This window comes from Terrabacter sp. NPDC000476, assembly GCF_040300125.1.
Taxonomy (GTDB): domain Bacteria; phylum Actinomycetota; class Actinomycetes; order Actinomycetales; family Dermatophilaceae; genus Terrabacter.
The window spans coordinates 964,088-990,648 of sequence record NZ_JBEPDF010000001.1; the positions used below are offsets into that span (position 1 = coordinate 964,088).

26 protein-coding genes are annotated in these 26,561 nt (G+C 71.1%); 23 read left to right on the top strand and 3 right to left on the bottom strand.

Translation table 11 applies throughout. The annotated features are described in order from the left end of the window. Positions 1 to 26: 26 nt before the first annotated feature. From ABT295_RS04490 to ABT295_RS04500, 3 genes are all read left to right on the top strand, one after another. Positions 27 to 1,550, top strand: a complete 1,524-nt coding sequence (locus ABT295_RS04490) for a DnaB-like helicase N-terminal domain-containing protein (RefSeq protein ID WP_352393210.1) — start codon at positions 27 to 29, stop codon at positions 1,548 to 1,550. A 160-nt stretch (positions 1,551 to 1,710) separates the two neighbouring features. Next, complete coding sequence (locus tag ABT295_RS04495; protein WP_352393211.1) at positions 1,711 to 2,169, top strand: hypothetical protein; 459 nt, start codon at positions 1,711 to 1,713, stop codon at positions 2,167 to 2,169. Continuing rightward, positions 2,166 to 3,059, top strand: a complete 894-nt coding sequence (locus ABT295_RS04500) for a hypothetical protein (RefSeq protein ID WP_352393212.1) — start codon at positions 2,166 to 2,168, stop codon at positions 3,057 to 3,059. Before ABT295_RS04495 ends, ABT295_RS04500 begins: the two co-directional genes overlap by 4 nt. 97 nt (positions 3,060 to 3,156) lie before the next feature. Here the strand turns inward: ABT295_RS04500 and ABT295_RS04505 are convergent, their stop codons facing one another. Next, positions 3,157 to 3,726, bottom strand: coding sequence for a hypothetical protein (locus tag ABT295_RS04505; RefSeq protein WP_352393213.1), 570 nt, complete (start codon positions 3,724 to 3,726; stop codon positions 3,157 to 3,159). Between the two features lie 133 nt (positions 3,727 to 3,859). Here ABT295_RS04505 and ABT295_RS04510 point away from each other — a divergent pair, with 133 nt between their 5' ends. The 4 genes from ABT295_RS04510 to ABT295_RS04525 all read left to right on the top strand — a co-directional run bounded on the left by ABT295_RS04510 (position 3,860) and on the right by ABT295_RS04525 (position 8,507). After that, positions 3,860 to 4,360, top strand: coding sequence for an Lrp/AsnC family transcriptional regulator (locus tag ABT295_RS04510; RefSeq protein ID WP_352393214.1), 501 nt, complete (start codon positions 3,860 to 3,862; stop codon positions 4,358 to 4,360). Continuing rightward, a complete protein-coding gene (locus ABT295_RS04515) occupies positions 4,357 to 5,619 on the top strand; it encodes a PBSX family phage terminase large subunit (protein ID WP_352393215.1) in 1,263 nt (420 codons plus the stop codon). Before ABT295_RS04510 ends, ABT295_RS04515 begins: the two co-directional genes overlap by 4 nt. Before the next feature lie 175 nt (positions 5,620 to 5,794). Then, positions 5,795 to 7,354, top strand: a complete 1,560-nt coding sequence (locus ABT295_RS04520) for a phage portal protein (protein ID WP_352393216.1) — start codon at positions 5,795 to 5,797, stop codon at positions 7,352 to 7,354. Then, a complete protein-coding gene (locus ABT295_RS04525; protein WP_352393217.1) occupies positions 7,326 to 8,507 on the top strand; it encodes a phage minor capsid protein in 1,182 nt (393 codons plus the stop codon). The genes ABT295_RS04520 and ABT295_RS04525 overlap by 29 nt, the downstream gene beginning before the upstream one ends. On the opposite strand, the gene ABT295_RS04530 is transcribed toward ABT295_RS04525, so the two are convergent. Then, positions 8,504 to 8,719, bottom strand: coding sequence for a hypothetical protein (locus tag ABT295_RS04530; protein WP_352393218.1), 216 nt, complete (start codon positions 8,717 to 8,719; stop codon positions 8,504 to 8,506). The genes ABT295_RS04525 and ABT295_RS04530 overlap by 4 nt on opposite strands. Before the next feature lie 130 nt (positions 8,720 to 8,849). Here ABT295_RS04530 and ABT295_RS04535 point away from each other — a divergent pair, with 130 nt between their 5' ends. The 15 genes from ABT295_RS04535 (at position 8,850) to ABT295_RS04605 (ending at position 22,492) form a co-directional block, all read left to right on the top strand. Then, a complete protein-coding gene (locus ABT295_RS04535) occupies positions 8,850 to 9,605 on the top strand; it encodes a hypothetical protein (RefSeq protein ID WP_352393219.1) in 756 nt (251 codons plus the stop codon). Between the two features lie 15 nt (positions 9,606 to 9,620). Next, on the top strand, positions 9,621 to 10,625 hold the full coding sequence (locus tag ABT295_RS04540; protein ID WP_352393220.1) for a major capsid protein: 1,005 nt from the start codon (positions 9,621 to 9,623) through the stop codon (positions 10,623 to 10,625). An 82-nt stretch (positions 10,626 to 10,707) separates the two neighbouring features. Beyond that, complete coding sequence (locus ABT295_RS04545) at positions 10,708 to 11,412, top strand: hypothetical protein (protein WP_352393221.1); 705 nt, start codon at positions 10,708 to 10,710, stop codon at positions 11,410 to 11,412. A 127-nt stretch (positions 11,413 to 11,539) separates the two neighbouring features. Continuing rightward, positions 11,540 to 11,992, top strand: coding sequence for a hypothetical protein (locus tag ABT295_RS04550; RefSeq protein ID WP_352393222.1), 453 nt, complete (start codon positions 11,540 to 11,542; stop codon positions 11,990 to 11,992). Continuing rightward, complete coding sequence (locus tag ABT295_RS04555; protein WP_352393223.1) at positions 11,992 to 12,309, top strand: hypothetical protein; 318 nt, start codon at positions 11,992 to 11,994, stop codon at positions 12,307 to 12,309. Before ABT295_RS04550 ends, ABT295_RS04555 begins: the two co-directional genes overlap by 1 nt. Then, positions 12,306 to 12,656 (top strand): hypothetical protein, encoded by a 351-nt coding sequence (locus ABT295_RS04560; protein WP_352393224.1) that lies wholly within the window; start codon positions 12,306 to 12,308, stop codon positions 12,654 to 12,656. The genes ABT295_RS04555 and ABT295_RS04560 overlap by 4 nt, the downstream gene beginning before the upstream one ends. Next, a complete protein-coding gene (locus tag ABT295_RS04565; protein ID WP_352393225.1) occupies positions 12,653 to 13,090 on the top strand; it encodes a minor capsid protein in 438 nt (145 codons plus the stop codon). Before ABT295_RS04560 ends, ABT295_RS04565 begins: the two co-directional genes overlap by 4 nt. A 9-nt stretch (positions 13,091 to 13,099) precedes the next feature. After that, positions 13,100 to 13,498: an SAP domain-containing protein gene (locus ABT295_RS04570; protein ID WP_352393226.1), complete on the top strand. Its 399-nt coding sequence runs from the start codon at positions 13,100 to 13,102 to the stop codon at positions 13,496 to 13,498. 71 nt (positions 13,499 to 13,569) lie between these two features. Continuing rightward, a complete protein-coding gene (locus ABT295_RS04575; protein WP_352393227.1) occupies positions 13,570 to 14,256 on the top strand; it encodes a phage tail tube protein in 687 nt (228 codons plus the stop codon). Between the two features lie 79 nt (positions 14,257 to 14,335). Continuing rightward, the gene (locus ABT295_RS04580) at positions 14,336 to 14,908 is read left to right on the top strand and encodes a DUF7426 family protein (protein ID WP_352393228.1); all 573 of its coding nucleotides are present in this window, start codon (positions 14,336 to 14,338) and stop codon (positions 14,906 to 14,908) included. Positions 14,909 to 15,014: 106 nt separating this feature from the next. Further along, positions 15,015 to 18,818 (top strand): hypothetical protein, encoded by a 3,804-nt coding sequence (locus tag ABT295_RS04585; protein WP_352393229.1) that lies wholly within the window; start codon positions 15,015 to 15,017, stop codon positions 18,816 to 18,818. After that, positions 18,815 to 19,666, top strand: a complete 852-nt coding sequence (locus ABT295_RS04590) for a phage distal tail protein (protein WP_352393230.1) — start codon at positions 18,815 to 18,817, stop codon at positions 19,664 to 19,666. The genes ABT295_RS04585 and ABT295_RS04590 overlap by 4 nt, the downstream gene beginning before the upstream one ends. Beyond that, positions 19,666 to 20,505 carry a hypothetical protein gene (locus ABT295_RS04595; protein ID WP_352393231.1) on the top strand — a complete coding sequence of 280 codons (840 nt, stop codon included), beginning with the start codon at positions 19,666 to 19,668 and terminating at the stop codon, positions 20,503 to 20,505. The genes ABT295_RS04590 and ABT295_RS04595 overlap by 1 nt, the downstream gene beginning before the upstream one ends. 2 nt (positions 20,506 to 20,507) lie before the next feature. Next, on the top strand, positions 20,508 to 21,689 hold the full coding sequence (locus ABT295_RS04600; RefSeq protein WP_352393232.1) for a hypothetical protein: 1,182 nt from the start codon (positions 20,508 to 20,510) through the stop codon (positions 21,687 to 21,689). Beyond that, positions 21,689 to 22,492 carry a bactofilin family protein gene (locus ABT295_RS04605; protein ID WP_352393233.1) on the top strand — a complete coding sequence of 268 codons (804 nt, stop codon included), beginning with the start codon at positions 21,689 to 21,691 and terminating at the stop codon, positions 22,490 to 22,492. The genes ABT295_RS04600 and ABT295_RS04605 overlap by 1 nt, the downstream gene beginning before the upstream one ends. A 68-nt stretch (positions 22,493 to 22,560) precedes the next feature. Here the strand turns inward: ABT295_RS04605 and ABT295_RS04610 are convergent, their stop codons facing one another. After that, the gene (locus tag ABT295_RS04610; RefSeq protein WP_352393234.1) at positions 22,561 to 23,217 is read right to left on the bottom strand and encodes a hypothetical protein; all 657 of its coding nucleotides are present in this window, start codon (positions 23,215 to 23,217) and stop codon (positions 22,561 to 22,563) included. A 91-nt stretch (positions 23,218 to 23,308) separates the two neighbouring features. On the opposite strand from ABT295_RS04610, the gene ABT295_RS04615 reads away from it, so the two are divergent. After that, the gene (locus ABT295_RS04615) at positions 23,309 to 26,560 is read left to right on the top strand and encodes an SGNH/GDSL hydrolase family protein (protein WP_352393235.1); all 3,252 of its coding nucleotides are present in this window, start codon (positions 23,309 to 23,311) and stop codon (positions 26,558 to 26,560) included. The last annotated feature ends 1 nt before the right edge of the window (position 26,561 follow it).

Here is a 26,561-nt window from a genome sequence, read left to right on the forward strand (position 1 = left end):
CCCGAGCCCACACGAGGAGGTGACGCGTGACCGACCGACCACGAGCCAGCCACCTCGCCCCCGTCCCAGACGACGACAACCCAGGATGGGCGCCGCCATTCGACCGCGGCGCCGAAGAGGCCACCCTCGCAGCGGCCCTGACCAACCCAGCCAGCCTGGACGACATCACCCTCACCGTGACGTCGACCGACTTCTACGACCACGCGCACGAGCTCATCTACGACGCCATCGTCGCGCTCTACTCGCGCACCCGTCCTGTCGACAAGATCACCGTCGCCAACCAGCTGGGCAAGGACCTCGACCGCGCCCGCGGACGCAGTTACCTCGAGCACCTGACCAACCTCGGCATCGGCATCATCGACGGCAGCTGGCACGCGCAGATCGTCGCCGAGCACGCCGCCCTCCGCCGGCTGCAGCAGCACCACATCCGCGGACTCGCCGACATCGACAACCGCGGCGACTCGCCGGCCCTCGAGCTCTACGAGCGCGCCGCCGAGCAGCTCGAGCAGCTCCCCCGGGGTGTCCCCGGCGTCGAGCAGACCATCGTCAACACCTGGGCGCCCGTCGACCTCGCCGCCATCATCAGCGGCGACCTCACCGGCCCCACCGCCACGCTCTGTGCCCGTCGCGACGGCAAGCTGCTGCTCTACCCCTACGCCGTGCACTCCGTGTCCGGCGAGCCAGGTTCCGGCAAGACGTGGATGGCTCTCGTCGCGATCGCCCAGGAGATCACGGCAGGCCACGACGCGCTGATGCTCGACTTCGAGGACCGACCACAGACGATCGTCGCGCGCCTCCTCGCGCTCGGCGTCGGCCCTGAGCAGATCCTCACCCACCTGCGCTACATCCGCCCCGAGGTCGCCCTCACCCCCGCCTACCGCACGCTGCTCGAGCAGTCCGCCCACGGAACCACCATCGCCGTCATCGACGGCATCACCGAGGCCATGACCCTGCACGGCCTCTCCCTCATGGACAACGAGGACGTCGCCCGCTGGCTCGCGCTCGTCCCCCGCGTCCTGGCCGACCTCGGGCCGGCCGTCCTGCAGATCGACCACGTCGTCAAGAACGCCGACAACCGTGGCCGCTACGCCATCGGCGGCCAGCACAAGCTCGCCGGCATCACCGGCGTCGCCTACAAGATGCTCACCATCAAGTCGTTCGGGCACGGCGCCAAGGGCCACGCCAAGCTCGTCGTCGACAAGGACAAGCACGGCGACGTCGGCCCGAACGGCATCACCGCCGCCGACCTCCACCTCGATGCGACAGCCCCTGACGGCCAGCTCTACGCCTGGCTCGACAGCCCCGAGGTGTCGCACGACGACGAGGGCCACTTCCGGCCCACGACCCTCATGGAGCGGGTCTCGCAGTTCCTGCTCGTCACCGTCGGCCCGCAGTCGCTCGCGGCCATCCAGCGCGGCGTGAAGGGCAAGGCCGAGTCCATCTCTGAGGCCGTCGACGCGCTCGTCCGAGAGGGCTTCGTCCGGGTCGAGCCGGGCCCTCGCGGCTCCCAGATGCACCACCTTCTCGAGGCGTTCGAGGGGGACCGATGAGCACCGCCGCGACCTCTTCCCGACCGCTTCCCCGACCGCTTCCTTTTGGGGCCGGTCGCAGCACCTCTTCCCGCTTCCCCTCCCTACGGGAAGCGGAAGAGGTGCGACCGATTCCCGCGACCACTTCCCCGACCACCGTGACCGACGAGAGGACCGACCGATGAACGAGCACGCAGACCGAGACCACAGCGTCCGACCCGATGCACGGCGGGGCGAGGGCGGGGACCCCCTGCATGCGTCTAACGTCGCCGCCGACGTCGCACTCGGTTTGAACGTCGTCGACGACGGCACTCGCGGTGTACCCACCGGGAACGTGCCGACTCAGCCCGGGACGTCCCGGCCTGTCGCCGCGCGTGCGACGCCGGCCCAGGTCGAGGCGGCGATGCGGGCGCTCGGCTGCCGATGCGTGGTCGATTGGCAGTCGCAGACGACCTTCTGCGACGAGCATCAGATCGGCCGGGGTGGCGTTAACCCCTGTCTTCGAGCGGAGGCCGTCGCTGACGCCGTGGTGGCTGCAGAAGGCGCCGCCTCGCTGGCCACAGGGGAGAGACCAGGAGACGACGCCGAGCCCACCGTACCCACCAAGGACTTTCTCACCACCATCGAGGAGCCAGCGTGACCGACCAGACCCGCGAGGGCCCCACCGACACCGCAGACACCGCCAACGCCGTCCGCGAGCACCTCCGCACCATCACCACACACTGGGCCACCACCAGCGACCCCATGCGCCTCGGCGACGGCACCGGGGCCACCGCCGGCTCACGCCTCCCCGGCTCCACCGTTCGCCTGCGCGCCGACGTCACGCTGACCCTCGCGTTCTGGGTCCACGCCATGATCGACGAGTGGCCGGCCGTGCTGCAGCACCTCGAGCAGCGGCCCGTCCCCACGACCGACCCCGACCACACCGGCTCGAGGCTCATCGTCGTCACCGAGACCCTCGACTGCACCGACGTCTACGCCATGGCCGGCCTCCTCGACCGCGAAGCGGAGCGCCTCGCCGAGTGGGACACCTTCGGGCCCACCCTCGTCGAAGACCTGCGCCCCCTCGCCGCGGAGGTGCGCGCTATCGCCAAGCCGCCCAAGCGCGACGCTGTCGCCATCGGCGACTGCCACCGGTGCGGGGAACTCGTCAAGGTCCGCCTCACCCAGCGTGTCCCCCAGCCCACCACCGACCCCGACACCTACCCGGCCTGGACGTCCGCGCCGAGCACCACCGCGCGCGGCGCGATCATCCGCCACCAGTGCGGCGAGGCGATGACCCTCGACCAGTGGCACGAGAAGCTCGTCGGCAAGGGCCGGCCGCTGACCGCCGACCAGGTCGTGAAGGAGATCCACCAGCGGCTCGGGCTGCGCTACTCCGCGACGACCGTGCGCGTCTGGTCGCGACGTGGGCTGTTCGGCAACCAGGGCTACTCCTCGAGCGGGCAGGCGCTCTACGACCTGCGCGAGGTGCTCGAGGCGCTGGTCGCTCGGGAGGCAACGCGGGCTGAGATGGCGCGGTGCTCGTGAGACGTGCGTGGCTCGTGCTACCGTTTCAGCACTGGGCCAGAACTCCGCCCAGTCTCGGAGCCTCGGACTCGCGTTGAGTCCGGGGCTTTCCCGTTGCCTATGGCGCCAGGCGCTTGAAGAACGAATCACCCGGGCGGCTAGGCGCCCGCTTCGGCTTCGGCGGGTCGCTCGGTCGGGTGGGGTCACACTCGATGAGCGTCTGATTGAGCTGATTGACCGTGATGTTCACCGCGGGAGGTGTCGGCGCCCCTGGCAGCAGGCCTGTTTGGATCCCAAGACCGACCAATGCGGCGGCGGTGCTGATGGCCGTGAGGAGCAGGGTCAACTGCTCCGGCGACGTCAGCTTCCTGCCCCACTTCTTGGCTAGCTCAGGCTCGCGCTCGGCGATGACTGCGGCCGCGGCTTCGGGCCCCCGGGTCTTCCAGGTCTCTCGCACTTCGGCTGCGAACTCAGCCATCCGGTCGGCCGACCATCTGTTGGCTGCGACGAACGTCATCACATCGTCGACAGCCGAGTAGGTCCCGTCGAGGATTCGCGCCGTGTGGCCGCACCGCGGGCAGCTCTCCAGATTGTCGATGACGGTGACGGTCGACGAGCTGTCGAACCCGATGCCGTGACCCTCACTGAAGGTCTTGCAGTGCTCGCAGTAAATGAACGCTCCGTGCATGGTGGTCCCCCTGTGGCTGGTTGTGCTGCAGGTCGAGTGTGGCATCCGCCCACGACACCCGGTTCAGTTTGTCCCGATCCATTGCCGCTGGCAGGCCAGGCGCCTGCGCGGACCCCGAGGCAGGTGAGCACCCATGGCCGCCGCCTTCCCGTGGACCGACGCCCTCGACCTGCAGCTGCGCACCCTCGCCGCCAATGGCCGCTCCGTGCGCGACATCGCCGCCGAGATCGGCACGACGAAGAGCACGATCGACCGCCGGCTCAGGCACCTCGGCATCGTCCTCGATCGGTCCGCCACCGAGGCGGCCACCCGCGCCAACACCACCGACGCCAAGAGCCGGCGCATGCGGCTGCACCTGGCGCTGCTCGACGACGCCGAGAAGCTGCGCCAGCAGATGTGGGAGCCGGCCGTCGTCTTCAACTTCGGCGGCAAGGACAACACCTACGAAGAGCGCACCCTCGACAAGCCGCCGTTCGCCGACCAGCTCAAGATCATGCAGGCCACCGGCATCGCCATCGACCGCTCCCTCAAGCTCGACCTGCATGACGCCGGCGGCTCCCAGGCTGTCATCGGGCTGCTGCAGCAGACCGCGGCCGCGCTCGGCATCCACGACGACACCGACACCCAGCCGTGAGCCTCTCGCGCAAGCAGCTCGGCTCCGTCCGCAACGCCACCGGCACCGTCAACCTCTGGCACGGCTCGATCCGAGCCGGCAAGACCATCGGCTCCCTCGTGCGCTGGATGCTCTTCGTCGCCAACGCCCCCCGCGGCGGCGAGCTCGTCATGGTCGGCCGCACCCGAGACGCCGTCTGGCGCAACGTCATCGGCCCCCTGCAGGACCCCGCCCTCACCGGCACCGCCGCGGCCCAGGTCGTCGGCAACTACGGCGCGCCGACCGTCAGCATCCTCGGCCGCCGCGTGCACGTGCTCGGCGCGTCCGACGCGAAGGCCGAGCTCGTCATCCGAGGCATGACCGTCGCCGGCGCCTACGTCGACGAGGTCACCACGCTGCCCGAGCAGTTCTTCACCCAGCTGCTCGGCCGCATGAGCGTGCGCGGCGCGAAGCTGTTCGGCACGACCAATCCGGACAACCCCGCCCACTGGCTCAAGGCGAAGTTCATCGACCGGCACGCCTCGCTCCCCCACTGGCGCATCTTCCACTTCACGATGGACGACAACCCGGCGCTCACGCCCGAGTACGTCGCCCAGAAGAAGCTCGAGTTCACCGGCCTCTGGTACCGCCGCTTCATCCTGGGCGAGTGGGTCGCGGCAGAGGGCGCCGTCTTCCCGATGTGGGACCCGGAGCGGCACGTCGTGCCGTGGGCGTCGCTGCCGCGCATGCGCCGGATCTTCGGTGTCGGCGTCGACTACGGCACGAACAACCCCGCGACCGGGCTCGTGCTCGGCATCAGCGACGTCCCCGACGAGACGCTCGGGCTGCGGCCGCGGCTGTTCCTGCTCGACGAGTGGCGCACCGCCCAGGGCCACATGCTCACCGACCAGCAGCTGTCCACGCGGTTGCGCGCGTTCATGGACGGGCCGCACCAGCCCGTCGAGCCGGCCCCGAGTCCTGAGTGGGTCTTCGTCGACCCGTCGGCCGCGTCGTTCAAGACGCAGCTGCACGCCGACGGCGTCACGAACCTGCGCGACGCCGACAACGACGTCGCCTACGGCATCCGCACGGTCGCGTCGCTGCTCGGCACCGGTGACTTGGTCGTCTCCGACCGGTGCGCCGGCCTCATCGCGGAGGCGCCCGGCTACTCGTGGGACCCGAAGGCCGCCGAGAAGGGCCAGGACAAGCCGATCAAGGTCGCCGACCACAGCCTGGACGGCGCCCGGTACGTCGTCACGACGACCGAGTCGCTGTGGCGCCCGATGCTGGCGGCCGCGTGACCCATCTCGACCCGTCCAACCCGTGGCAGTGCCAGACGTGCGGCCGTGAGCACCCGATCAAGCCCCTCGCCCGTGACTGCGAGGCACGACACGCCAGCGAGGAGGACACCTGATGCCGCTGCCGCAGAACGGGATCGCGTGGCCGCCCGCCCAGCTCGAGGACATCACCCGCTAGATGCGCGTCTGGGACGCCTGGTACGTCGGCGACCCCGAGCGGCTCACCAGCGTCTACCGCGGCACCCCCACCCCGGCCCGCATCGACAAGCCCGCGCAGTACCGCGGCGGGCTCATGGGCGCGGCCGCGCGCTTCTTCTGGGGCCGGCCTGTGGGCGACTTGCAGCAGGCGCCCGCGCGGCTGCACATCCCGATCGCCTCCGACATCGCGCGCGCCGGCGCCGACCTCATCTGGTCCGAGGCGCCCACGTTCGCCGTCGACGACGAGAGCACGCAGGCCCGCCTCGACGAGCTCGTCGACGACGGCATGCTGCACTCGTTCGCCGAGGGCGCCGAGCTCGGGTCCGCCCTGGGCGGGCACTACCTGAAGGTCGCCTGGGACGTCACGATCCGCCCTGACGCGCCGTTCCTGACGCTCGTCGACGCCGACGCCGCCTGGCCCGAGTTCCGTTACGGCCACCTCGTCGCCGTCACGTTCTGGTGGGTCGTCGCCCGCGAGGGCCAGAAGGTCGTGCGCCACCTCGAACGGCACGAGACCGACGCGGCCGGCGACGGCGTCATCCTCCACGGCCTGTACGAGGGCACCGAGGACAAGCTCGGCATCTCCGTCCCGCTCGCCGAGCACACCTCCACGGCGGCCTTGGCGAACCTCGTCGACGCCGAGTCGTCCATCAGCACCGGCTCGCCCGGGCTGGCCGTCACCTACATCCCGAACGTGACGCCGCAGCGTCGCTGGCGCAACGACCCCATCGGGCGCCACCTCGGCCGCTCGGACCTCGACGGCATCGAGGGCCTCATGGATGCCGTCGACGAGGCGTGGACCTCATGGATGCGCGACATCCGCCTCGGCAAGGCCCGCGTCTTCGCCTCCCGCGAGCTGCTCGAGTCCAACGGGCCCGGGCAGGGCGCCACCTTCGACCTCGACCGCGAGCTGTTCTCGCCGCTGGGCACCTCCATCGGCTCGCTCAACATGTCGACGTCCACCGGCAACGCCAACGGCATCCTCATGGCACAGCAGTTCGCCATCCGGTACGAGGAGCACAAGCAGACCGTCAACGAGCTCGTCCTTAACACGCTGCGCGCAGCCGGCTACTCCGCCGCCACGTTCGGCGAGGCCGACGGGTACGGCGCCGCCGTCACCGCGACCGAGGTCGCCGCCCGCGAGCAGCGCTCCCTCCTCACCCGCGACCGCAAGCTGCGCGTCATCCGCCCCCGCCTGGCCGACATCCTCGAGAAGCTCCTCGCCGTCGACGCCGCCGTCTTCAAGAGCAGCGTGAAGCCGGCCCGCCCGGACGTGCAGTTCCCCGACGGCGTGCAGGACTCTCCGCTCGTGCTCGCCCAGACCGCGTCCGCACTGCGCACCGCCGAGGCTGCCTCCACCAAGACGCTCGTCGCCATGATCCACCCCGAGTGGGACGACAAGCAGGTCGACGAGGAGGCGAAGCTCATCCTCGAGGAGAACCAGGCGGCGCCCCTGTCGGACCCGATGGGCGGCTTCGCTCCCCCGCAGGACCAGGCGAACGGCGTGACCGGTGGCGACCCAGCCGTCACAGCCAGCTGACGACTCGGCCGAGCTCGCGCTGATCGTCGAGCTGCTCGCGGCCGGCGTCGTGCAGGAGTTCGCGACCGCCGAGCAGGACCTCATCGCCGAGGTGGCCAGCCTCGCCCGCCAGGGCCTCGCAGCGCCGGTCGGGTCCGCCGCCCGCCTCGACATGCTGCGCCGCATGCAGATCGCCGCGCACCGTGTCGCCGCCGAGCTGCGCTCCCGCGCTACCCCGCTCGCGCGCCGCGTCACCGACGAGGCCGCCCGGTACGGCATGGCCGCCGCCCAGCGCCGCCTCGCGATGCTCGCCGCGTCCCACCCGAGCTTGCTGCGCACCCTGACCGCGCCACAGCCGGAGCCGGTCTCGGCGCACGGGCTCGCCTCCACAGTCGCGATCCGCCTGGACCTGCAGCGCAACCTCGAGGACGCCGCCGTGCGCATCGCCCGGTTCGGCGACGACGCCTACCGTGCCGCGATCGCACGGGCTGCCGAGGCCGAGGTCCTGCATGGCGTCACCCCAGCGGCGGCGCAGCGTGGCGCGTGGGACGAGCTGATGTCCCAGGGCATCACCGGCTTCACCGACTCGCGCGGCCGGCGCTGGAACCTCGCGTCGTACGTCGAGATGGCCACGCGCAGCGCCGTGCAGCGCTCCTTCAACGCCTCGCACCGGGCCCGCATGACCGCGGCCGGCATCGAGTACTTCACCGTCGCTCCACACGCCCACCCATGCCCGATCTGCCTGCCGTGGGAGGGCGCGGTGCTCTCGGACCGCTTCGGCTCTGGGCTCACCTCGGCGCTGTCGACCGTCTCGGACGAGCGGGTGCAGTTCGAGGTCGCGGCGACCGTCGACCAGGCCATCGCGGCCGGCCTGTTCCACCCGAACTGCACGCACACGCTCGTGGCCTACCTCCCCGGCGCCACGCGCATGCAGCAGCGGTCCGAGTGGACGCAGGCTGACCGGGAGGCGTACCGGGCGGCGCAGCGGCTCCGGGAGCTGGAGCGGCGGGTGCGGGCGGCGAAGCAGCGCGAGGTCGCGGCGCTCGACGACGTCAGCCGTGCTCGTGCACGACGTGACGTGCGGGCTGGCCAAGCTGCGATCCGTGCCCACGTCGCGGCGCACCGGCTGGTGCGGCGGCCGCGACGTGAGCAGCGGGACCTCGGGAACGGCTAGCCGACGATGACGCCTCGACGCTGGCTCTTCTCCTCGCCGGCGCTCTCCTCGTTGACCGTCGACCACGCCCAGTGTCCAGGCGCGTAGATCGCCACCGTGTCCGGGCTGCTCGAGTCCGCGCTGAGGACGTGCAGGTGCCCGTCGCGCACGGCGACGTGATTCCCACCCTCGTGAGTCTTCTCGGTGCGACCGGTGTGGACCTTGACCGCCATGTTTCCTCCCTCTGTCTGCCGTCTCGCCTGGCGCGTGACGGTGCTTGCCCAGTCTCGGCTACGGCGCCGACACCGGGTCCGATCAATCCACACAGATCCGGCCAGGCGCCGGAGATTGCGAGTCCCAGCCATGTCGAAGCACGCACTACGCCGACCCACCGACCTGCGCGCCCCCGGCGCCATCGAGCAGCTGCTCGTCTTCCACCGCCAGCACTTCGGCGACGCCCGCATGGCGGCCGACGGTGACGGCGTCGGAGGCGACGCCGGCGACACCTCGACCGACGGCGGCGAGACCAAGACGGCCGACGCCGACACGAAGAGCGACACGGCCAAGACCGACGACGCCAAGACGACGGACGCCGGCGAGGGCAAGGTCGAGGACCTGCCCGAGTGGGCCCAGAAGCTCGTCCGTGACGCCCGCGCCGACGCCGGCAAGGCCCGCACCACCGCGAAGCAGCAGGCCGCCGACGAGGCCCGCCAGCAGCTCGCCCAGGACATCGGCAAGGCCCTCGGCCTCGTCAAGACCGACAAGGACAAGCCCAACCCCGACGAGCTCGCCAAGCAGGTCACCGACGCGCAGAACGCCGCGCGCGTGACCGCCGTCGAGCTCGCCGTCTACAAGACCGCCAGCAAGCACTCCGGCGACCCGGACGCCCTGCTGGACTCGCGCGCCTTCCTGGCGAAGGTCGCAAACCTCGACCCCACGGCCAATGACTTCGCGTCGAAGGTCGACGGGGCCATCAAGTCCGCCGTGGCGGACAACCCCAAGCTCAAGGCGGCCCGGGCGGCTGGCGCGAGCGGTGCGGACCACGCCGGCGGATCCGGCGAAGGGGCCGCGAAGCCCACCACCCTCGAAGACGCCATCGCCCAGAAGATGGCGCAGTAACCCCAGGAGCACCACATGCCCGTGACCCTCGCCCAGGCGAAGCTCAACGCGACCGACGACGTCGACGTCCAGATCATCGACGAGTTCCAGAAGTCCAACGACGTCCTCAACCGGCTCACCTTCGACGATGTCGTCTCCGGCGCCGGCAACGGCGCCACCCTCACCTACGGGTACACCCGCCAGATCACGCAGCGAGGCGCCGCCTTCCGCGCGATCAACAGCGAGTACACCCCGACCGAGGCGACGAAGCAGCGCTACAGCGTCGACCTCAAGCCCCTCGGTGGCTCGTTCCAGATCGACCGTGTCCTCAACCGCGTGGCCCAGGCCGCGGAGACCGCGTTCCAGATGCGCGAGCTCCTCAAGGGCACGTCGGCGAAGTTCAACGACGCCTTCTTCAACGGCGACACCGCCGTGGACGCCAACGGCTTCGACGGCCTCAACAAGCTGCTCACTGGCACCTCCACGGAGTACCTGCCCGTGAGCAACGGCGTCTCCACCGGCTACGTCGACCTCACCGCAGTCGACAGCCAGGCCAAGGCGTTCGCCGTCATCGCGCACATCGACGCGTGGCTCGGCTCGCTCGACGGCACGCCCGACGCGATCTACCTGCCGCGCAAGGCCAAGGCCCTCGTCAAGGTCGTCGCCTCGTTCGCCGGTCAGTACTCCATCGACCGCAACGAGATCGGCCAGCTGATCGAGTCCTACAACGGCATCCCGCTCATCGACCCGGGCACCAAGGACGGGTCGAACACGGACGTCCTCTCGGTCGTGTCGCGCGACACCGACGGCGCGGGCGCGGGCGGCACCATCACCGGCCTCGCCGACCTCTACGCCGTCCGCTTCGGCCTCGACGGCGTGCACGGTGTCGCCATGGCCGGGCAGCCGCTCGTCCAGAGCTGGATGCCCGACTTCACCGCGGCCGGCGCGGTCAAGACCGGCGAGGCCGAGCTCGGCCCGGTCGCCGTCGCGGTGAAGCGCACCAAGAGCGCGGCGGTGCTGCGCAACGTCAAGGTCGCCTGACCTTCGACCCCCTGAGCGGAGCGGGGCTGGAGAGACAACCGGCCCCGCTCCACCCGGAACCACGACGCCCAGGGAGGGCACCATGAAGATCAGCAGCCCCGACAAGACCTACACGGGCCAGTCCACCTACGGCGAGACCGTGCTGGACTTCGAGGACGGCTCGGCCACCTTCGACGGTGACCTGCCCGCGGGCGTCCGCGCCTACCTGCAAGGCGCCGGCTACGGCCTCGACTCCGAGCCCGCTCAGGTCGACGCCCCCACTCCCGCCGACCCGCGCGAGGTCACGCACCACCGCGGCGGCACGCCCCTGCGCGACGCCGCGGTCGACCCCAAGCCCGAGGACTTCCTCGCGCCGACCAACGCCGGCGCCGAGGGCCCCGAAGGCAACCCGCACGGCCCCAACGTCGTCGCCCCCCAGATCCACGGCTCCGTCGGCCAGGCGGTCGTCCCCGGCCCCGTCGGCACCTACGAGGAGCGCGACGTCACGGACGAGGACGGCCACGTCACCGGCAAGATCGGCGTCGTCACCTCCGACACCGACGTCCAGCAGGAGCGCGAGACCGAGTACGCCGAGCGCGCCCTCGTCGGAGACGAGCCCGTGCCCGAGGTCATCGCCGACATGGGCGCCAAGGTCGGCCAGCCCGCCCCCGGCACCGAGCCGTCAGCCGACGACGCGCTCGAGCTCAAGGGCGCCGCCCTCGACGAGGCGCTCGAGGAGGCCGGCCTCGCCAAGAGCGGCACCGCCGACGAGAAGCGCGCCCGGCTCGCCGAGCACCGCGGGGCCTGACCAGCCCCGACCGAACCATCGGGTGGGGCGTCAACACGTCCCCCGGGAGCCGCGACCACCCGCGGCGGCACACCTGGCGTGAAGGCGGATCGGGGAGTTCACCCCCGGGGTCCTTTCGCTCCCTGCCATGAGCCGACCTGCGCCCCACCCGAACACCCAGGAGGACACCGTGCGCGTCTACGCCTCCACCGACGACCTCGCCGACTGGACCGGCGCCGTCGCGCCCGACAACGCCACCGCGCTGCTGCGCACCGCGTCCGGGCTCGTCGCCGACGCCACCATCACCGCCTGGTACGCCGCCGACACCCTCGGCATGCCGACAAGCTCCCCCGTGGCCGAAGCCTTCAAGGACGCCACGTGCGCGCACGCCGCCGCCATGGCCGCCGCGAAGGTCGACCCGGCCGCCGGCTCCGCCGTCGGGGTCGGGGCCGCCGTGCGCAAGAAGGTCGGCACGGCCGAGATCGAGTACGCCGGCGCCGCAGACGCCGCCGCAGCCAAGGCCCGCCTGCTCGACACCCTCTGCCCCGAGGCCGTGCGCATCCTGCGCGCCGCCGGGCTTACCTCGAGCGTGCTCGGCTGATGTTCGCCGCCGCCGACGCGTTCGCACCGACGACCGTCACGGTGCGCACCAAGACCGGCACCGGCGCCAAGGGCGACATCTTCGCCGACGCCGTCACCCGCGAGGTCTTCCTCGAGGACGCCCGGAAGCTCGTGCGCAACGCCACCGGCGAACAGGTCGTCTCCGAGGCCACCCTCTACGCCGACCCGGCCGACCTGCCCGTCTTCACCGCCGACTCCCGAGTCACCCTGCCTGGGCGCACCGCCCGCGTGCTGCTCGCGAAGACGCGCATCATCGGCGACCACGACGTCGACCACCTCGAGGTGACGCTCACATGAGCCTGCGCATCGAACGCCGCATCAACCTCGGCCACCTCTCCGGCGACGTCGCCGCAGCCACCCCGGGAGCCGTCGCGAAGGGCGGCGAGCACATCCGCGGCGTCGCCGTCTCCCGCACACCCGTCGAGTCCGGGCGCCTCGCCGGCACCGCCGCCGTGCACCTCGACCACCAGGACGGCGACGCGGTCGCCTCCATCACCTACGACGGCCCCTACGCCCGGTACCAGCACGAGCGCCTCGACCTGCGCCACGAGACCGGCCAAGCGAAGTTCCTCGAGTCCGCGCTCTTCAGCGAGGCCGACACCGCACTGGCCATCATCGCCGCAGACATCCGGCGGGCCCTGTGAGCAGCTACGAGCAGGACCTCCTCGAGGGCCTCGCGCAGCAGCTGCACGATGACGGCGTCGCCACCTACCGGCCCGATGAGCCCTACCTCGACGAGGACACCGCGATCACCTTCGGCACCATGCCCGACAGTCCCGACCGCTGCGTCACCCTCACCGCCTACCCGCTGTCGGACGCGCCCCGCGAGGCGAAGTCGCTGCTCGGCGTGCAGGTCCGCTCCCGCGCCGGCTCGTACCTCGAGGCGAACGAGCTCAACGTCGCGATCTTCCAGTCCCTGCACGGCCTCACCGGCCGCCAGTACGACACCTGCCACCTCGTGCAGCTCCTGCGCAACTCCTCGGTCCCGATGGGCGAGGACGACTCGCAGCGCTGGGAGCACTCGGCGAACTTCCACGCCGACATCAACCCACCCACGACCGCGCTGCGGCCCGAGTAGGAGACGACCATGGCTCGCTTCACCTCCATCCACCCGCTGCACCTCACGCAGCCGGCCGTCCGGTTCCACCCCGACGGCGACGTCTACGCCCTCGACACCGACGACGAGTCCACGGCCGCCGCCCTGCGCACGCTGCCCGCCTCGTTCCACGTCGTCGAGGTGCTCGACCGCGACCTCGAGGACCTCACCATCCCCGAGCTCAAGGACGAGGCCACCAAGCGCGGCATCGACCTCGGCGGGGCGAGCCTCAAGGCCGACATCGTCGCCGCGATCCGCGACCACATCGAGCACCCCGAGCCCCCGTCCGGCGGCGAGCCGGAGACCACGCCCGTCGTGCTCGTCTCGTCCGACGCGGACGCCGAGTCCCAGCCCGTCGACGCCGTGGACGACCGCGGCGACACGGAGTAACCAGCCACCCACCATCCCCCGCCGCAAGACCGCGAGCGGGTCCACCGGCACGCCTCTAGGAGGGCACCGATATGGCAAATGAGCTCGCACGCCGGCTCGCGGTCGACGTCTCGGCCGACAACGTCACCTGGCTCCGACTGCTCGGCACGACCGACGTCAACGACCAGGACAACGTCACCAAGCAGGACTCGACCGACTACGACAACGACGGCTTCGGCTCGCAGGAGGTCACCCTCCACGGCTGGATGCTCGCGGTGAAGTTCAACCGCAAGAGCAACGCCGGCGTCTTCGACCCGGTCCAGGAGCTGATCCGTCAGGCCCGCTTCAAGTTCGGCGACCAGGCCCGCATCTACGTCCGCTGGTACGACCGCAACGGCCGCGCCGACGGCAAGTCCGGTCGGGCCCTCGTCGAGTGGAACCGGTCCAAGACCGGCGTCGCCGACATCGAGGAGATCTCGGTGAACTTCGAGGGCGACGGCAAGCTCGTCGACATCGCCAACCCCGGCTCCTCGACGCTGCCCGTCGTCATCTCGGCGCTGCCCTCGGGCGCGGCGGCCGGCGCGCAGGTCACCGTCGTCGGCCAGTACTTCACGGGCGCGACGTCGGTGAAGTTCGCGGCGGTCTCGGCCACGGTCTTCACGGTCGTCTCCGACACAACGATCGTCGCGACGGTCCCGGCCGGCTCGGCCGGCTCGGCGCCCGTCACGGTCGTGACGCCAGCCGGCACCTCGAACGCTCTGCCCTACACCCGGGGCTGAGGCCTGACCCCTCGGGGCGCGCCCTGGCTGGAACGCGCCCCGAGGTCCAGCCACCCAGCCACCCAGCCGAGGAGAACCCGTGAAGCGCTTCACCCCCGACCCGCTCATCTTCCCCATGCCCAACGGTCAGGACTACGAGGTCCCGCCCGTCGACATCGACCGAGGCTGGCGCCTCTCGAAGCTGCTGAACCGCAGCCAGGCCGAGCTCGCCAAGGCCAAGGAGACCGACGAGGACGTCTTCCGGCTCGCCATGACCGACGAGCTGTGGGACCGCATGGTCGCCGACGGTGTCAGCCACTCGGACGCGTTCCGGGCCGGCATGGCCGCCCTCGCCCACTTCCAGGTCCTCGAGACCGCCTCCGGCCCCCGCGAGGCCGTGCACGCCGCCGCGATGCAGAGCGCCGAGGCGATTTGGGAGTCCGGCATCCACCCGGAAGCACTGGCCGCCTGGGCGGCGGCCAACCTGACGACGAGCTCGCAGTCCTCGGCCGAGGCGGCGGAGAGTGCCGAAACGGCATCTGGGACTGGTACGAACTCCCCGAACCGGGCCACCCGACGCTCACGCTCGACGACCTCCTCGACGAAGAAGACCTCCTCGTCGCGGACTTCCAGCAGGTCTACGGGATCGCGCTCGAGCACGCCGACCACCTGACCTGGTGGGACTTCCGCCGGCGCGTGCTCGGCCTCATGTCGACCGACTGCCGCCTGTCCCGCCATTTCGCTCGCGACCTCGAGCACGACACACCTGAGGGGGATGCGTGAGCGAGACCTCTGTCGGCGCGATCGTCGGCTACCTGCAGCTCGACGCCTCCAACTGGCACCGGGAGATCGCGCAGGCGGACCGTGAGGTCGACAAGCTCGACGGCAAGGACGCCCACGTCCAGATCAAGGTCGACGGGGGCGCCAAGGCCAAGGCCGAGATCGACGCCGTCGCGGCCTCGTCCGAGAAGCTCAAGGACGCCAACGTCCGGCTCTCCATCGCGCAGGCCCGGCTCAACGAGGTCCGCTCCCGCGGCAACGCGAAGGCCTCGCAGATCCTCACGGCCGAGCGCGCCGTCGCCGTCGCGACCCGCAACGTAGAGAAGGCCTCCCGCGACGCCTCAGCGGCGCAGGAGGCCTTCTCCCGGGCCAACGACCGCGTCGAGGCCTCGGTCAAGAAGGTCGACCGGTCGACGCAGGGCGCGCACCGCAGCACCCGGGCCCTCGTCACCGCCATCGGCGTCCTCGGGCCCGCCCTGGTGCCCGTGGCGGCCGGCGCAGTCGGTCTCGGTGTCGCCTTCGGCGGCATGGGCGTGGCCGGCGTGCTCGCCATCGTCGGCGTGAACAACGAGATGAAGAAGGGCACCGCGCTCGGGCTGACCTACAAGTCGACGCTCGACCAGGGCAAGGCGTCCGTCGAAGGCCTCGCGCGCACCGCCGCCCGCAGCGTGCTCGGCCCGCTGCAGTCCGCCGTCGCAGACCTGCAGCGCCGCTTTCCGACGCTCAACGGGCAGGTCGGCGAGCTCGCCACCCTCACCGGCAAGACCGCGGGCGCCCTCACCTCCGGGCTCCTGTCCGCCTTCTCGGCGCTGAACCCGCTGATGCGCGACGCGGGCGCCTACGTGCTCGACCTCTCGAACCGGTTCGATGGCGCGATGTCCAGCGGCGGGGTCGTCGCGTTCGGCGACTACGTGCGCTCGGTCTTCCCGCAGGTCATGGACAGCATCGAGTCCATCGTCGTCGGCGCCGCGCACCTCGTCGCCGCCTTCGCCCCGCTCGGCCTCGGCACCCTGTCGACCCTGCGCCTGCTCTCCGACGTGCTCGAGGCCATCCCCGTCGAGGTGCTCTCGACGCTGGCCACCACGGCAGGGTCGGTCTACATCGGCTTCCAGACGTGGCGCGGCCTGTCCGGGCTCGTCACCGGTCTCGGCACCGCCCTAGAGAAGGTCGGCGTCTCCGGCGAGCGGGCAGCCGCCGGCGTGCGCACCCTCAACATCGCCGCGGGCGTCATCGGCATCGCCCTCGCGGGCCTGTCGATGCTCATGTCGGCCAACGCCGAGGCCACCCGAGCCAACGAGCAGGCCGCCAACGACTACGCCGACGCCCTGCGCCAGTCCAACGGCGCCATCGACGAGAACATCCGCCAGATGGCGGCGAAGAACCTCGCCGACCAGGGCGTCCTCGACACCGCCCGCCAGCTCGGCCTCAACCTCGCGGACGTCACCTCGGCCGCCCTTGGCAACAGCGACGCCCAGGCGCGCCTCACCGGCCAGATCGACGCTGCCCGAGAGGCCATGCGCGGGCAGATCGCAGCCACCGGCGAGGCCGGCATGGGCTACGACGACTTCAACGGCAAGGTCGCCCAGGTCCAGAAGGCCATCGGCGGCCAGAACGGCGCGCTCGACGCCGGCGTGCAAAAGCAGAAGGACCTTGCCGCCGCCACGGCTCTCGCCAGCAGCAAGACGTCCGCGTCCGCCCTCGCCGCCCAGGACATGGCCGCCCGCTACGGCACCACCACGCCGGTCCTGCAGGCCGTCACCGACGCCCAGAAGCAGACCGCCGACAAGGCCGCCGCCGCGACGCTGCAGATGCAGTTCGAGAACAACGCCGCCGGCCTGCTCAAGCAGTCCCTCGACGCCCTCGCCGGCAAGAACCTCTCCGCCGCCCAGGCGCAGAACGCCTTCGACTCCTCGCTCGCCAACATGGGCGACCATGTCACGAAGACCGGCAAGAAGGTCCACTTCACGACGACGTCGATCAACAACATGTCCTCGGCGTCGGTGGCCCTGCGCGGCCAGCTGCTCGGCCAGGTCACGGCAGCCCAGCAGACGGCTGAGTCCTACGGCCAGATGACGGGCTCGACCGAGAAGGGCCGCCAGAAGCTCATCGCGCTGCGCAAGCAGATCATCGACAACGCGGTCGCGCACGGCGTCGACAAGAAGGCCGTCACCGCCTTCATCGACGAGGTGCTCAAGGTCCCGAAGAGCGTCCCGCCGACGAAGCTCGACGCCGACAAGGCAGCCGCGCAGCAGAAGGTCCGCGAATTCATCGGCGTCGTCAACGGCGTGCCGCAGTACCGCACCGTGCACATCAGCGTGACCTCGAACGTCAACGCGGCCGTCGCGAACATCCGCGGCGCCCTGGCCGGCATCGGCGCGGCCGTCGTCGCGTCGAGCGGGAAGAAGAAGGGCCACGCAGACGGCGGCACCGTCGTCGGCGAGGGCGGCCCGCGCGAGGACAAGGTCAACGTGTGGCTCTCGCCCGGCGAGGAGGTCATCAAGAACGGGCCCGCGCAGAAGCACCGCGGCCTGCTCAAGGCGATCAACGCCGGCAAGTTCGCCGACGGCGGCACGGTCGGCGGGCAGCGCTTCGCCACCGGGGGCACCGTCGCGCCCATCGGGCAGTGGCTCTCCGACTACCTCAACACCCTCGGCGAGAAGGTCACCGCCGCCGTCATGGCCGGCCTGCGCGGCAACGTCGCCTCGGCCCGCACCGGCGTCACCACCGCGCGCAAGGCGCAGAGCACACGCTCGGCGAACCGCAGCGCCACCCTCAGCGCCGACCGCAAGGCCATCGCCCGCGCCCGCACCGAGGCCGCCAAGGCCCGCACCCGCACCGCTCGTGAGGCCGCACGCAAGCGCCTGGCCGCCGCCGAGGAGAAGTACGAGCGCGACCGCCGCAACGGCTCCCTCGCGGCCCTGCGCGACGCGAACGCGGTCATCGCGGCCAAGCAGCGCCTCGCCAAGGCCACCGCGGCCGTCGGCGACGCCGAGCGCCGTGCGCAGCTGCAGCGGGAGAACCCCCTGACGCAGTTCCGCCGCGCCAACGCGACGGGCCTGCGCAACGCGGGCGCGTTCATCTCGAACCTGCAGAAGCTGTCCTCGCGCGGCTACGGGGGCCTCGCCCGGCAGCTCGCCGAGATGGGCACCCCCGAGGCCGAGCGCATCGCGGCCTCGACCGCAGGCGCCGCGTCGAAGACGCTGCAGAACCTGTCCTGGCAGGTCGGCACCGCCAAGGCGCAGCAGCAGAAGCTCGACCACATGGACGCCATCACCACGATCCTCGGCAGCGTCCGCTCGAAGAACGTCAGCTCGCGCCAGCTCGCGGCATCCTCGGGCATCGACGTCATGGAGATCCTCGACGCCCTCGCCCTCATCAAGGGCGACCTCAAGGGCAACAAGAACGCGACAGCCCTGCTCGCCGACCTCGGGAAGCGCTCGAGCGGCCAGCTCTTCAACGGCGGCGGCCAGGTACCCGGCTTCGCCGGCGGAACGCTCATCGGGCCCGGCACCGGCACGAGCGACAGCATCCTCGGGATCATCGCCCAGACCGGCGAGGCCATCCGCGTCTCGGCGGGCGAGTTCCTCTCCACGGACGCCTCCCGCCGCCGCAACGAGGTGGCCCTGCAGGCCGGTAACCGCGGCGCCACGCTGCAGGTCGCCGGCGCCCGGCAGGGCGGTCACGGCACGGTGCGTCTCGACGAGGCGACGCTGTACCGGCTCGCGGCCATCCTGGCGCGCACGCCCATCCAGTCGACGATCTCGGCGTCGGCGTTCGACCGCGTGATGGGGGCCCGCCTGTGAGCACCACCGACATCGTCTTCGACGGCTGGCCCCTCATCGGGTACACCGACCGCGGCGGACGCAGCAAGGTCACCGGGATGACCGGGTGGCTCACCAAGAGCATGCGCCGCGAACGGAAGTCACGCTCCGGCGACGACGGCGACTGGACCAGCAGCGGCACCGTCGACGGCAAGACCATCACCATCACCGGCCAGGCGGTCTACGACTCCGCGCAGGACGCCGCGGTCGACCGGCGACTCATGCTCGCCCTCGGCGGCCGCGGCCTGTCGGAACTCGTCGTCTCCGACGCCCTCGGCTCCCTGTCCGCCCTGGTCGAGGTCGACGCCATGGACGTCTCCGTCGTGCGCGACACGATGCTCGTCTTCACCATCACCGTGCACGCGCCCGACCCGCTGCTCTACGGCGCCCCCGTGTCCCTGTCCGCTGGCGCCTCGGGCGCGCTGCTCGGCACCGGTCGCGTCTGGCCGCGCGCCTGGCCCCGGGACTGGGGCAACCCCGTTGGGGCGCCGCCGAACTCGATCATCGTCCCCAATGACGGCAGCGTCCCCTACTGGCCCATCCTGCGCGTCAACGGCCCCGTCGACAGCGCCGGCTTCACCGTCAGCGTCGACGAGACCGGCGACTCGCTCACCTACGCCGGGCCTCTGCTCGACGGGCAGTGGGTCGACATCGACTGCCGCAACCGGCGCGTGCTCATCAATGGCAACCTCAGCCACCTCTACAAGGTCACCTTCCGTGGCCGGTGGCTCGCGGTGCCCGTCGGGGGCGCCGCTTTCACCTTGTCCGCGATCGGCGCCACGGCGTCGACCTCACTGGAAGTCTCCGGCTTCGAAGGGGCGTATCTCTGATGGCTGAATGGCGAGGATTCCGCAGCGCCGAGCAGGAGGTCGAGCTCCGCCAGCTCATGGCCTACTTCTTCGAGCAGGTCGGCACCGGCCAGGCGAAGTCCGGCGTCCTGCCGAGCCCCTCGAGCTCCCGACTGCAGGTCCAGCAGACGGCAACGGCCTCCGCGAGCGTGCAGGTCATCTGGGGCGCATGCATCGTCCAGGACGCACGCACGGACGGGATCACCCCGCTGGTGAGCAACAACACGAAGACGGTCAACGTCCTCGGTGGGTCTCCGATGGGGGCTCTCCCGCGCAACGACCTGATCGTGTTCGACGCCGTCACCGGCTCCATCGTCCCCGTCATCGGGACGCCCAACGCATCGCCGACGGACCCGACGCCGCCGAACTCGCACCTCAAGCTCGCGCGGATCCGCAACGCCGCGAACGCGACCGCGATCCCCTCGAGCGCCATCGACGACCTGCGGACGTTCACCAGCCTGAACTCGGCCCTGTCGAGCGTCACCGACTCCGACTGGGTCAGCATCTCTGTCGCCTCGGGCAAGGCCGGACAGGCTGGCGTTCCCCCGCAGGTCCGCAAGGTCGGCAACCAGGTCTTCATCCGCTGGGGCTGGGCCGGCACCGGGCTCACCACCCCGAACGCCTCGGTCGTCGCCGGCACCGTCCCGGCCAGCCACCGGCCGACCGTGCAGGCCGTCTCCTTCGAGATCCTCGGCTCCACGGCCAACCAGCGCGCCATGTGCGTCATCGACACCACCGGGACCGTCACCATCCGCATCGGTGCCGCGCCGTGCGACTACTACCTCTTCTCGGGCGAGCTCAACGGCTGGTTCGTGAGCTGACGTTGGCCACCTACGAGGTCTACGCCACCAGCTGGTCCGACCCGCACATCGTCGAGACCCTCCTGCCCGCGCGCGAGCTCTCGTTCTCCATGCCACTCTCGGACCACGGCGAGTGCACCTTCTCGGCGACCGTCGAGCCCGGCAAGTCCTTCTGGCGGCAGAGCGTCTCCCCGCCCCTGTCCGGCATCCTCATCGCCCGCGACGGCGTGCCCTGCTGGTCCGGGTGGATCACCGCGGATCGGCAGGTGCCGGGCACACGCACCTTCCAGTTCACCGCACGCGAGTGGGGCTTGTTCTTCGCCACCACGCCGGCCAGAGTCCGCCGCTACGACGGGTGGACCGACCAGTCGATCATTCGCGACCTCATCGACTACGCGCAGGCCCAGCCCGGGCAGAACGTCCACGTCGACACCGGCCCGTGGGTCGGCGGCAACACCTCGCTCGTCGAGATCAACGCCTGGGACGACCTGGACAGCGAGGCGGTGCTGCGCCGCATTGCCGAGGCCGAGGGTGGGCCCGAGTGGTACTTCGGAACCGCGGGCGAGCTCATGGACCCGAAGCGAGTCCTCGTGCTCGGGACGAAGCTCGGGCAGACCACGCCCGTCGACACGCTCATGTACGTCGAGGACACCGAGGACTGGGCCCCGCCGTCCGTACCCGGCGTCGCAGGCATCACCCTGCTCAGCAACCTCTTCCCGGTCGCCACCATCGTCGCGCCCACGGGCCGGCGCGGCGGCAACGTCCTCGCGATGGGCCGCACCCGCGACACGGCCCGCTCGACGACTGTCGCGCGCGCCGTCGGTGCCGGCGTCGAGGCCGCATCCCTGCAGCGTTCCGCGCAGGCCTCGAAGCTGCTCGCGGCCGGGTGGCCGCGCATGACCCGCTGGTTCGAGCACAACTCCGTCACCGACGAGGGCATGCTCCAGCGGCACGCGAACGCTGACCTCGCCGCCTCCGCTGGCATCGCGACCGGCTACTCGCTCGTGTCGCTCGACGGCGACCCCGACTGGACGCAGGTTCCGCGCGGCTCGGTCATGCGGATCGTGCTCGACACCGACGTCTACGCCGGCCCACGGCCGTACACCTTCGACTCGCGCCTGCTCGGCGTCAAGGTCGACGTGCCCGACGACGGCGGCACCGCCCAGGTGCAGTGGGACGTCGCTGAGCGCTTGGAGGTGGACTGATGGCGAAGCAGCCCGACCCGTGGCGCACACTCGCCGGAGAGATCCAAGCCCTGCGGCGAGAGCTCGCCGAGGTGAAGCGCCGCTCCCCCTACGCTGGCGCGGGCATGGCCCCTAACGGCAACAACGGCGTGCAGGTCGACGGCGACCTCATCGTCAGCGGCAACTTCAAGCTCGACGGACAGGGCGACGTCGACGGTTCACTCGACGTCGGCGGGTCCCTCCGGCTCGACGGCACCGGCACGGTCGGCGGCACTTGGAAGTCGTCCCAGTTCGACGGCAACCTCGGCACCGGGGCGCCCGGCACCACGGGGTGGGCCTTCGACGACTCGCGCGCGATCCTCCCCGAGCTCGTCCTGCGACCCGGAAGCATCGGCAACGACTCGCTCACCGAGCCGGTCCGCGCCGCCCGGCTGCACGACGACGCCAAGGGCTTCGGCGTTGGCACGGCGTTCGCCACCATCCTGACGGCGACGATCACCGTCCCGGCCGGCTACACGCAGGCGTTGATCATGAGCGCCTGCGTCGGAGCCACCGCCTACAACAACACGACCGCCGTGGACTTCCTGTACACGCGGCTCGTCGTCTCCCCCGGCGGTCTACTCGCAGGCTGGGCCATCGGCTCTGTCGACGTCGACGCCAGCGGCACCGGCGTCTCCTACGACTTCCGGTCCGGGCTGCTCACCGGACTAACGCCCGGCACGACCCTCACCTTCACCGGCCAAGTGTCCTCGGCGTTCGGCGCATGGGCCGGGGCCAGCTACAACGTCGCCAACCTCGACGCCGCGATCCTGTGGCTTCGCTGACGGGAGAACCGATGCCTACGAAGCCGCCCAAGGGTGACCCGGCCGGGATGGTCGTCGACGATCCGTACTCAGCGGCAGTCGACCGCGGCGACCTCGGCGGCGTCGAAGCCGGCGGGGGCGGTCCAGGACTCGGCCATGACGGTCCCGTCCTTGTGGTCCAGCCCGACGACGTGTCCCAGCTCGTGCAAGAGGATGTCGCCGGCTAGGACCCCGACCTTGGGGTCCGCGTCGAGGATGACCGTCGCTGACAGGGCCTGACGGCCCACGAGGTTCGGGATCGTCCGGGCGGACTTCCCATCGAGCTCGACCTGCTCGCTCGCATGCGCGGTCACGACGACGTCTACCTGCCCGCGCTGCATGGCTTCCTCAGCGTCTCGGCGGTACGGGATCGACGCCCCGACCGTCACGTCATATCCGAGGGCGCGCAAGGCGGCGACCGGGTACTCGAGCTGCCGCTGCACCTCGGTGAGGGAGACGCCGGGGCCCGCTGCCGGACGAATCGTCATGGGCCGCTGGCAGCCCCAGCGCCACGTCGTGGCGTCCGCCTTCGCGGACCGAGTGGCTGCCTCGATAGCGGCGGTGCCGTCGGCGGCCGTCAGCGACGTGCGGCCCGAGGTCACGACGGCGGCCTGCGGCTGGTGCTTCGCCGGCGCGGCCAGCGGCGACGCCAGACCCGCGACGACCGCGAGCCAAGCCGCGACGAGCTCGAACATCCCCTGCTCCATCCCCTGAGGCTCCCGACGGTACGGCCTGGCGCCGACAGTCGTGCCCCTTTCGCCCTTTTCGATGCACCCCGAGACGCGGAGGTTCCCCACTGTGACCGTCTACTCGTTCGCGAGCGTGCTCGTCTGGGACAGCGTCGGAGGTGCGGTCCGAGTCGCCCGCCGCCAGGCCATCGACGTGACCGACCCGAACACCGGCCTGACGGCCACTGGGCTCGCGCAGAACGGAGTGCCGGTCGCGTCGCTGACCGCCGACGAGTCCGGACGAGTCACGTTCACCGCGACCATTCCCGTCGTCCGCCTGGTCACGGCCCGAGGCTTCACCCAGGACATCCCCTCGAACGACCTGTGGTCCAGCTACACCGGCGGCGGAACTCCCATGGCCGCAGCCAACGAGTCCTCGAGCACGAAGGCGCTGCGCTCCGACGACCCCCGCGTCAATATCACGATTCTCGCGGCTGCCTCCAACCTCGACGACCTGGTGCAGACCTCCACCGTCGCCGCCCTCCTCTCCGGCGGCCACACCAATATGCCCCCCGAGCCGGGCTCGTCGTTCGAGGTGCACACCAACAGGGCGGGCTCCACCTCTGGCACCCAGCTCGCGTACTCGATGGGCGCCAGCGGCTCGGTGTGGCTGCGCGTGCGCGGCTCGTCCGGCTACGCCGCGTGGAAGCGCATCGACGCCCAGTACGCCATCGACTCCACGGCCGCCACTGTCGACGCCGCCCTGCCCGCACCGACCGCGGCCCGGCCCGGCGCCGGCTTCAAGACCGTGCCGCTCGCACTCACGGTCGGCGGGCCGGCCGCCACCTACCCCAGCACCACGCGTGGCATCCGCATCCCGCTCGACTACGCCCCCGTCATCACCCGCTGGCGCGTGCACCTCCGCAACATCAACCCCCGCTTCGGGCTCAACAACACCGGCGCGATCAGCCTCACGGGGCTCTGGGTGGGTGCGCACAACGGCTCCGGCGGTTTCACCGGCTCGCTGACGCAAGTCTCAGGGGCGGCGACCACGCCCGCAGATGGCTCAGAGTGGGTCTCGCCCTGGTGCGCCCTGCCCATCGGTGGGGGCGGCTCGTTCCTGCTCGCCTACGGTTTCACCGCGGCTGCCGGCGCCTACACCCAGCAGATCCCAGGCGGCGGCTACACGACGACCAACGCCGTCGACGCCAACAACAACGCGGCGAGCAAAGCCGTCGCCACGACGATGCCGCTGCACGTCTGGATCGAGGCCGAGGTCCCGGCCGCCACACCCGTCATCGCCGGACTGGGCGACTCGCTCTCCGCCGGCATCGGCGCGACCGTGCCGGTGCGCGACTCCGTCGTCTCCCAGTACGCCCGCGCCAACGGCGCCCTGCCGGTGCACTACGCCGCCTCGGGCGATACCGCCGCGGCCTGGGCCGACCGTGAGCAGTACAAGTGGAAGGCCTGGGCGCAGCTCGCGAAGCCCGACGCCGTGCTCATCGGCATGGGCAGCAACGACATCAACGGCGGCGCGACGCTCGGCACGGTCCAGGCCGACTACGCCACCCTCGTCGCCAACGCCGTCAAGCTGCTGTCCCCGAACGTCTACGCCGCGACGATCCTGCCGCGCGACGCCGTGACCGGCGCCCCCGAAGACACCCGCCGCGCCTTCAACGCCTGGCTCAAGTCCACCCCGCCCGCCGCGGTGCGCGACGTCTTCGACTACGTCCCCGGCGTCAGCCCGGACGACGAGACGCTCACCCCAGCGCTGCAGGCCGATGGCATCCACCTCACCACCGCCGGCTACGCCGCGAACGTCGCCGCCATCACCCGCCCACTCGTGGCGCCTTCCCCGCCGGCCATCGCAGCCCCGGAAGAGGTCACGGGCGCCAAGGCTCTCGCTGCCAACGACCCTCGCATCGTCGAAGCGCGCCGCAACATCTCGCTGACCCAGCCGGGCGGCACCGACTCGCAGACCGCGGTCGGCGTGCGTGTCCCGTTCCGGGCGCCGTTCGCCACCAGCAAGTTCCGCATCCACCTGCGCAACCGCAACCCCGCCACCGGGCAGGTCTACACCGGCGCGATCAGCGGCTCCGCCATCGGCATCGGCACCGCCCAGATGTCCGGAACCGACCCGCTCGCCAGCCTCGTCGAGGCATCCGGGACGACCCTGCAGGGGTCCTTCACGACACCTGCCGACGGCTCGGAGTGGGTGTCGGGCTGGATCACGAGCTTCCCGCTCGCCTCGGGCACTTGGTACTCCCTGTCCTACGGTCTGACCAGCCCGGCCGGGCAGACGAACTACGCCGGCGCCGGCGCGTCCTGGATGAACACCCTGCCGACGTCCGTGCTCAACAAGACCATGGCGTCGGTCTTCCAGCAGGCCCAGTCCCCGCTCGACGTGTGGATCGAGGCGGTCGCGGTCGGGGGCGTCGCTGCGAGCCTCGTCTATGCCGGCCGCACCCCGGCCGCAACGGCGGTCAATCCGGTCACGGCGTCCTCGCGCACCTCGATCTCCACGTTCGGCGACTCACTCACCGACGGCGGCGCGAACGGCATCGTCTGGCCCGAGACCGACTCGTGGCCCTACAAGCTTGGGACGCTGCTGCCCGGTGTCACCGTCACCAACCTCGGCTACTCGGGCGCGACCGTGGACGAGATGCTCATCAAGGTCGGCGCGCGGCGGCCACGGTTCACCGTCACCGGCGGGTCCGTCCCTTCGAGCGGCACCGTCGCAGTGACGACCGTTGAGGACCTCGGCATCCCCACGTCGCGCCAGATCGGCATGAACGGCAAGCTCGGCGGCCTCACCGGCCGGCTCCTCGTCGACTACGTCAACGGGCACACCTTCACCACCTACGGCGCCGCCCCGGTCACCGCCGTCACCGGGCCGGTGGAGTTCGTCGGCGAGGACGACGGCCACTACGGCGACACCGCCGTCATCTGGATCGGCCGCAACGACGTGACGTTCGCCGTCAAGGGGCCCGACGCGACCGTGCCCGACCACGTCGTCGGCGGGGTGCAGCAGCTCGTCGAGTGGCTCACCCCGCAGGTCAAACAGGTCATGATCCTCGGCACGACGACCCGCACCAACGAGCCCACCGGCAACGCCATGAACAGCCAGGTCCTCGAGATCAACTCGCGGCTGCGGACGCTCTACCCCAGCCGGTTCAAGTCCGTGCAGGACTACCTCATGAACCAGGCGATGGCCGACCTTGGGCTCACCCCGACGACGGCCGACACCACGAACATCGCCAACGGCACGCTGCCGCCCTCGCTGCTCGAGGGCAGCGACAACACGCACATCTCCAAGGCCACCGCGGCCGCGGTCGCGCAGTACCTCGTCGCGCCCTACCTCAAGTCGAAGGGATGGATCTGAC

What these genes read in the sequence shown, in the direction of transcription:
- ABT295_RS04495 (WP_352393211.1), top strand. Translation starts at nt 1,711, where the DNA reads ATGAACGAGCACGCAGACCGAGACCACAGCGTCCGACCCGATGCACGG.
- ABT295_RS04505 (WP_352393213.1), bottom strand. Translation starts at nt 3,726, where the DNA reads ATGCACGGAGCGTTCATTTACTGCGAGCACTGCAAGACCTTCAGTGAG.
- ABT295_RS04510 (WP_352393214.1), top strand. Translation starts at nt 3,860, where the DNA reads ATGGCCGCCGCCTTCCCGTGGACCGACGCCCTCGACCTGCAGCTGCGC.
- ABT295_RS04520 (WP_352393216.1), top strand. Translation starts at nt 5,795, where the DNA reads ATGCGCGTCTGGGACGCCTGGTACGTCGGCGACCCCGAGCGGCTCACC.
- ABT295_RS04530 (WP_352393218.1), bottom strand. Translation starts at nt 8,719, where the DNA reads ATGGCGGTCAAGGTCCACACCGGTCGCACCGAGAAGACTCACGAGGGT.
- ABT295_RS04535 (WP_352393219.1), top strand. Translation starts at nt 8,850, where the DNA reads ATGTCGAAGCACGCACTACGCCGACCCACCGACCTGCGCGCCCCCGGC.
- ABT295_RS04540 (WP_352393220.1), top strand. Translation starts at nt 9,621, where the DNA reads ATGCCCGTGACCCTCGCCCAGGCGAAGCTCAACGCGACCGACGACGTC.
- ABT295_RS04545 (WP_352393221.1), top strand. Translation starts at nt 10,708, where the DNA reads ATGAAGATCAGCAGCCCCGACAAGACCTACACGGGCCAGTCCACCTAC.
- ABT295_RS04550 (WP_352393222.1), top strand. Translation starts at nt 11,540, where the DNA reads ATGAGCCGACCTGCGCCCCACCCGAACACCCAGGAGGACACCGTGCGC.
- ABT295_RS04555 (WP_352393223.1), top strand. Translation starts at nt 11,992, where the DNA reads ATGTTCGCCGCCGCCGACGCGTTCGCACCGACGACCGTCACGGTGCGC.
- ABT295_RS04560 (WP_352393224.1), top strand. Translation starts at nt 12,306, where the DNA reads ATGAGCCTGCGCATCGAACGCCGCATCAACCTCGGCCACCTCTCCGGC.
- ABT295_RS04570 (WP_352393226.1), top strand. Translation starts at nt 13,100, where the DNA reads ATGGCTCGCTTCACCTCCATCCACCCGCTGCACCTCACGCAGCCGGCC.
- ABT295_RS04575 (WP_352393227.1), top strand. Translation starts at nt 13,570, where the DNA reads ATGGCAAATGAGCTCGCACGCCGGCTCGCGGTCGACGTCTCGGCCGAC.
- ABT295_RS04595 (WP_352393231.1), top strand. Translation starts at nt 19,666, where the DNA reads ATGGCTGAATGGCGAGGATTCCGCAGCGCCGAGCAGGAGGTCGAGCTC.
- ABT295_RS04605 (WP_352393233.1), top strand. Translation starts at nt 21,689, where the DNA reads ATGGCGAAGCAGCCCGACCCGTGGCGCACACTCGCCGGAGAGATCCAA.
- ABT295_RS04610 (WP_352393234.1), bottom strand. Translation starts at nt 23,217, where the DNA reads ATGGAGCAGGGGATGTTCGAGCTCGTCGCGGCTTGGCTCGCGGTCGTC.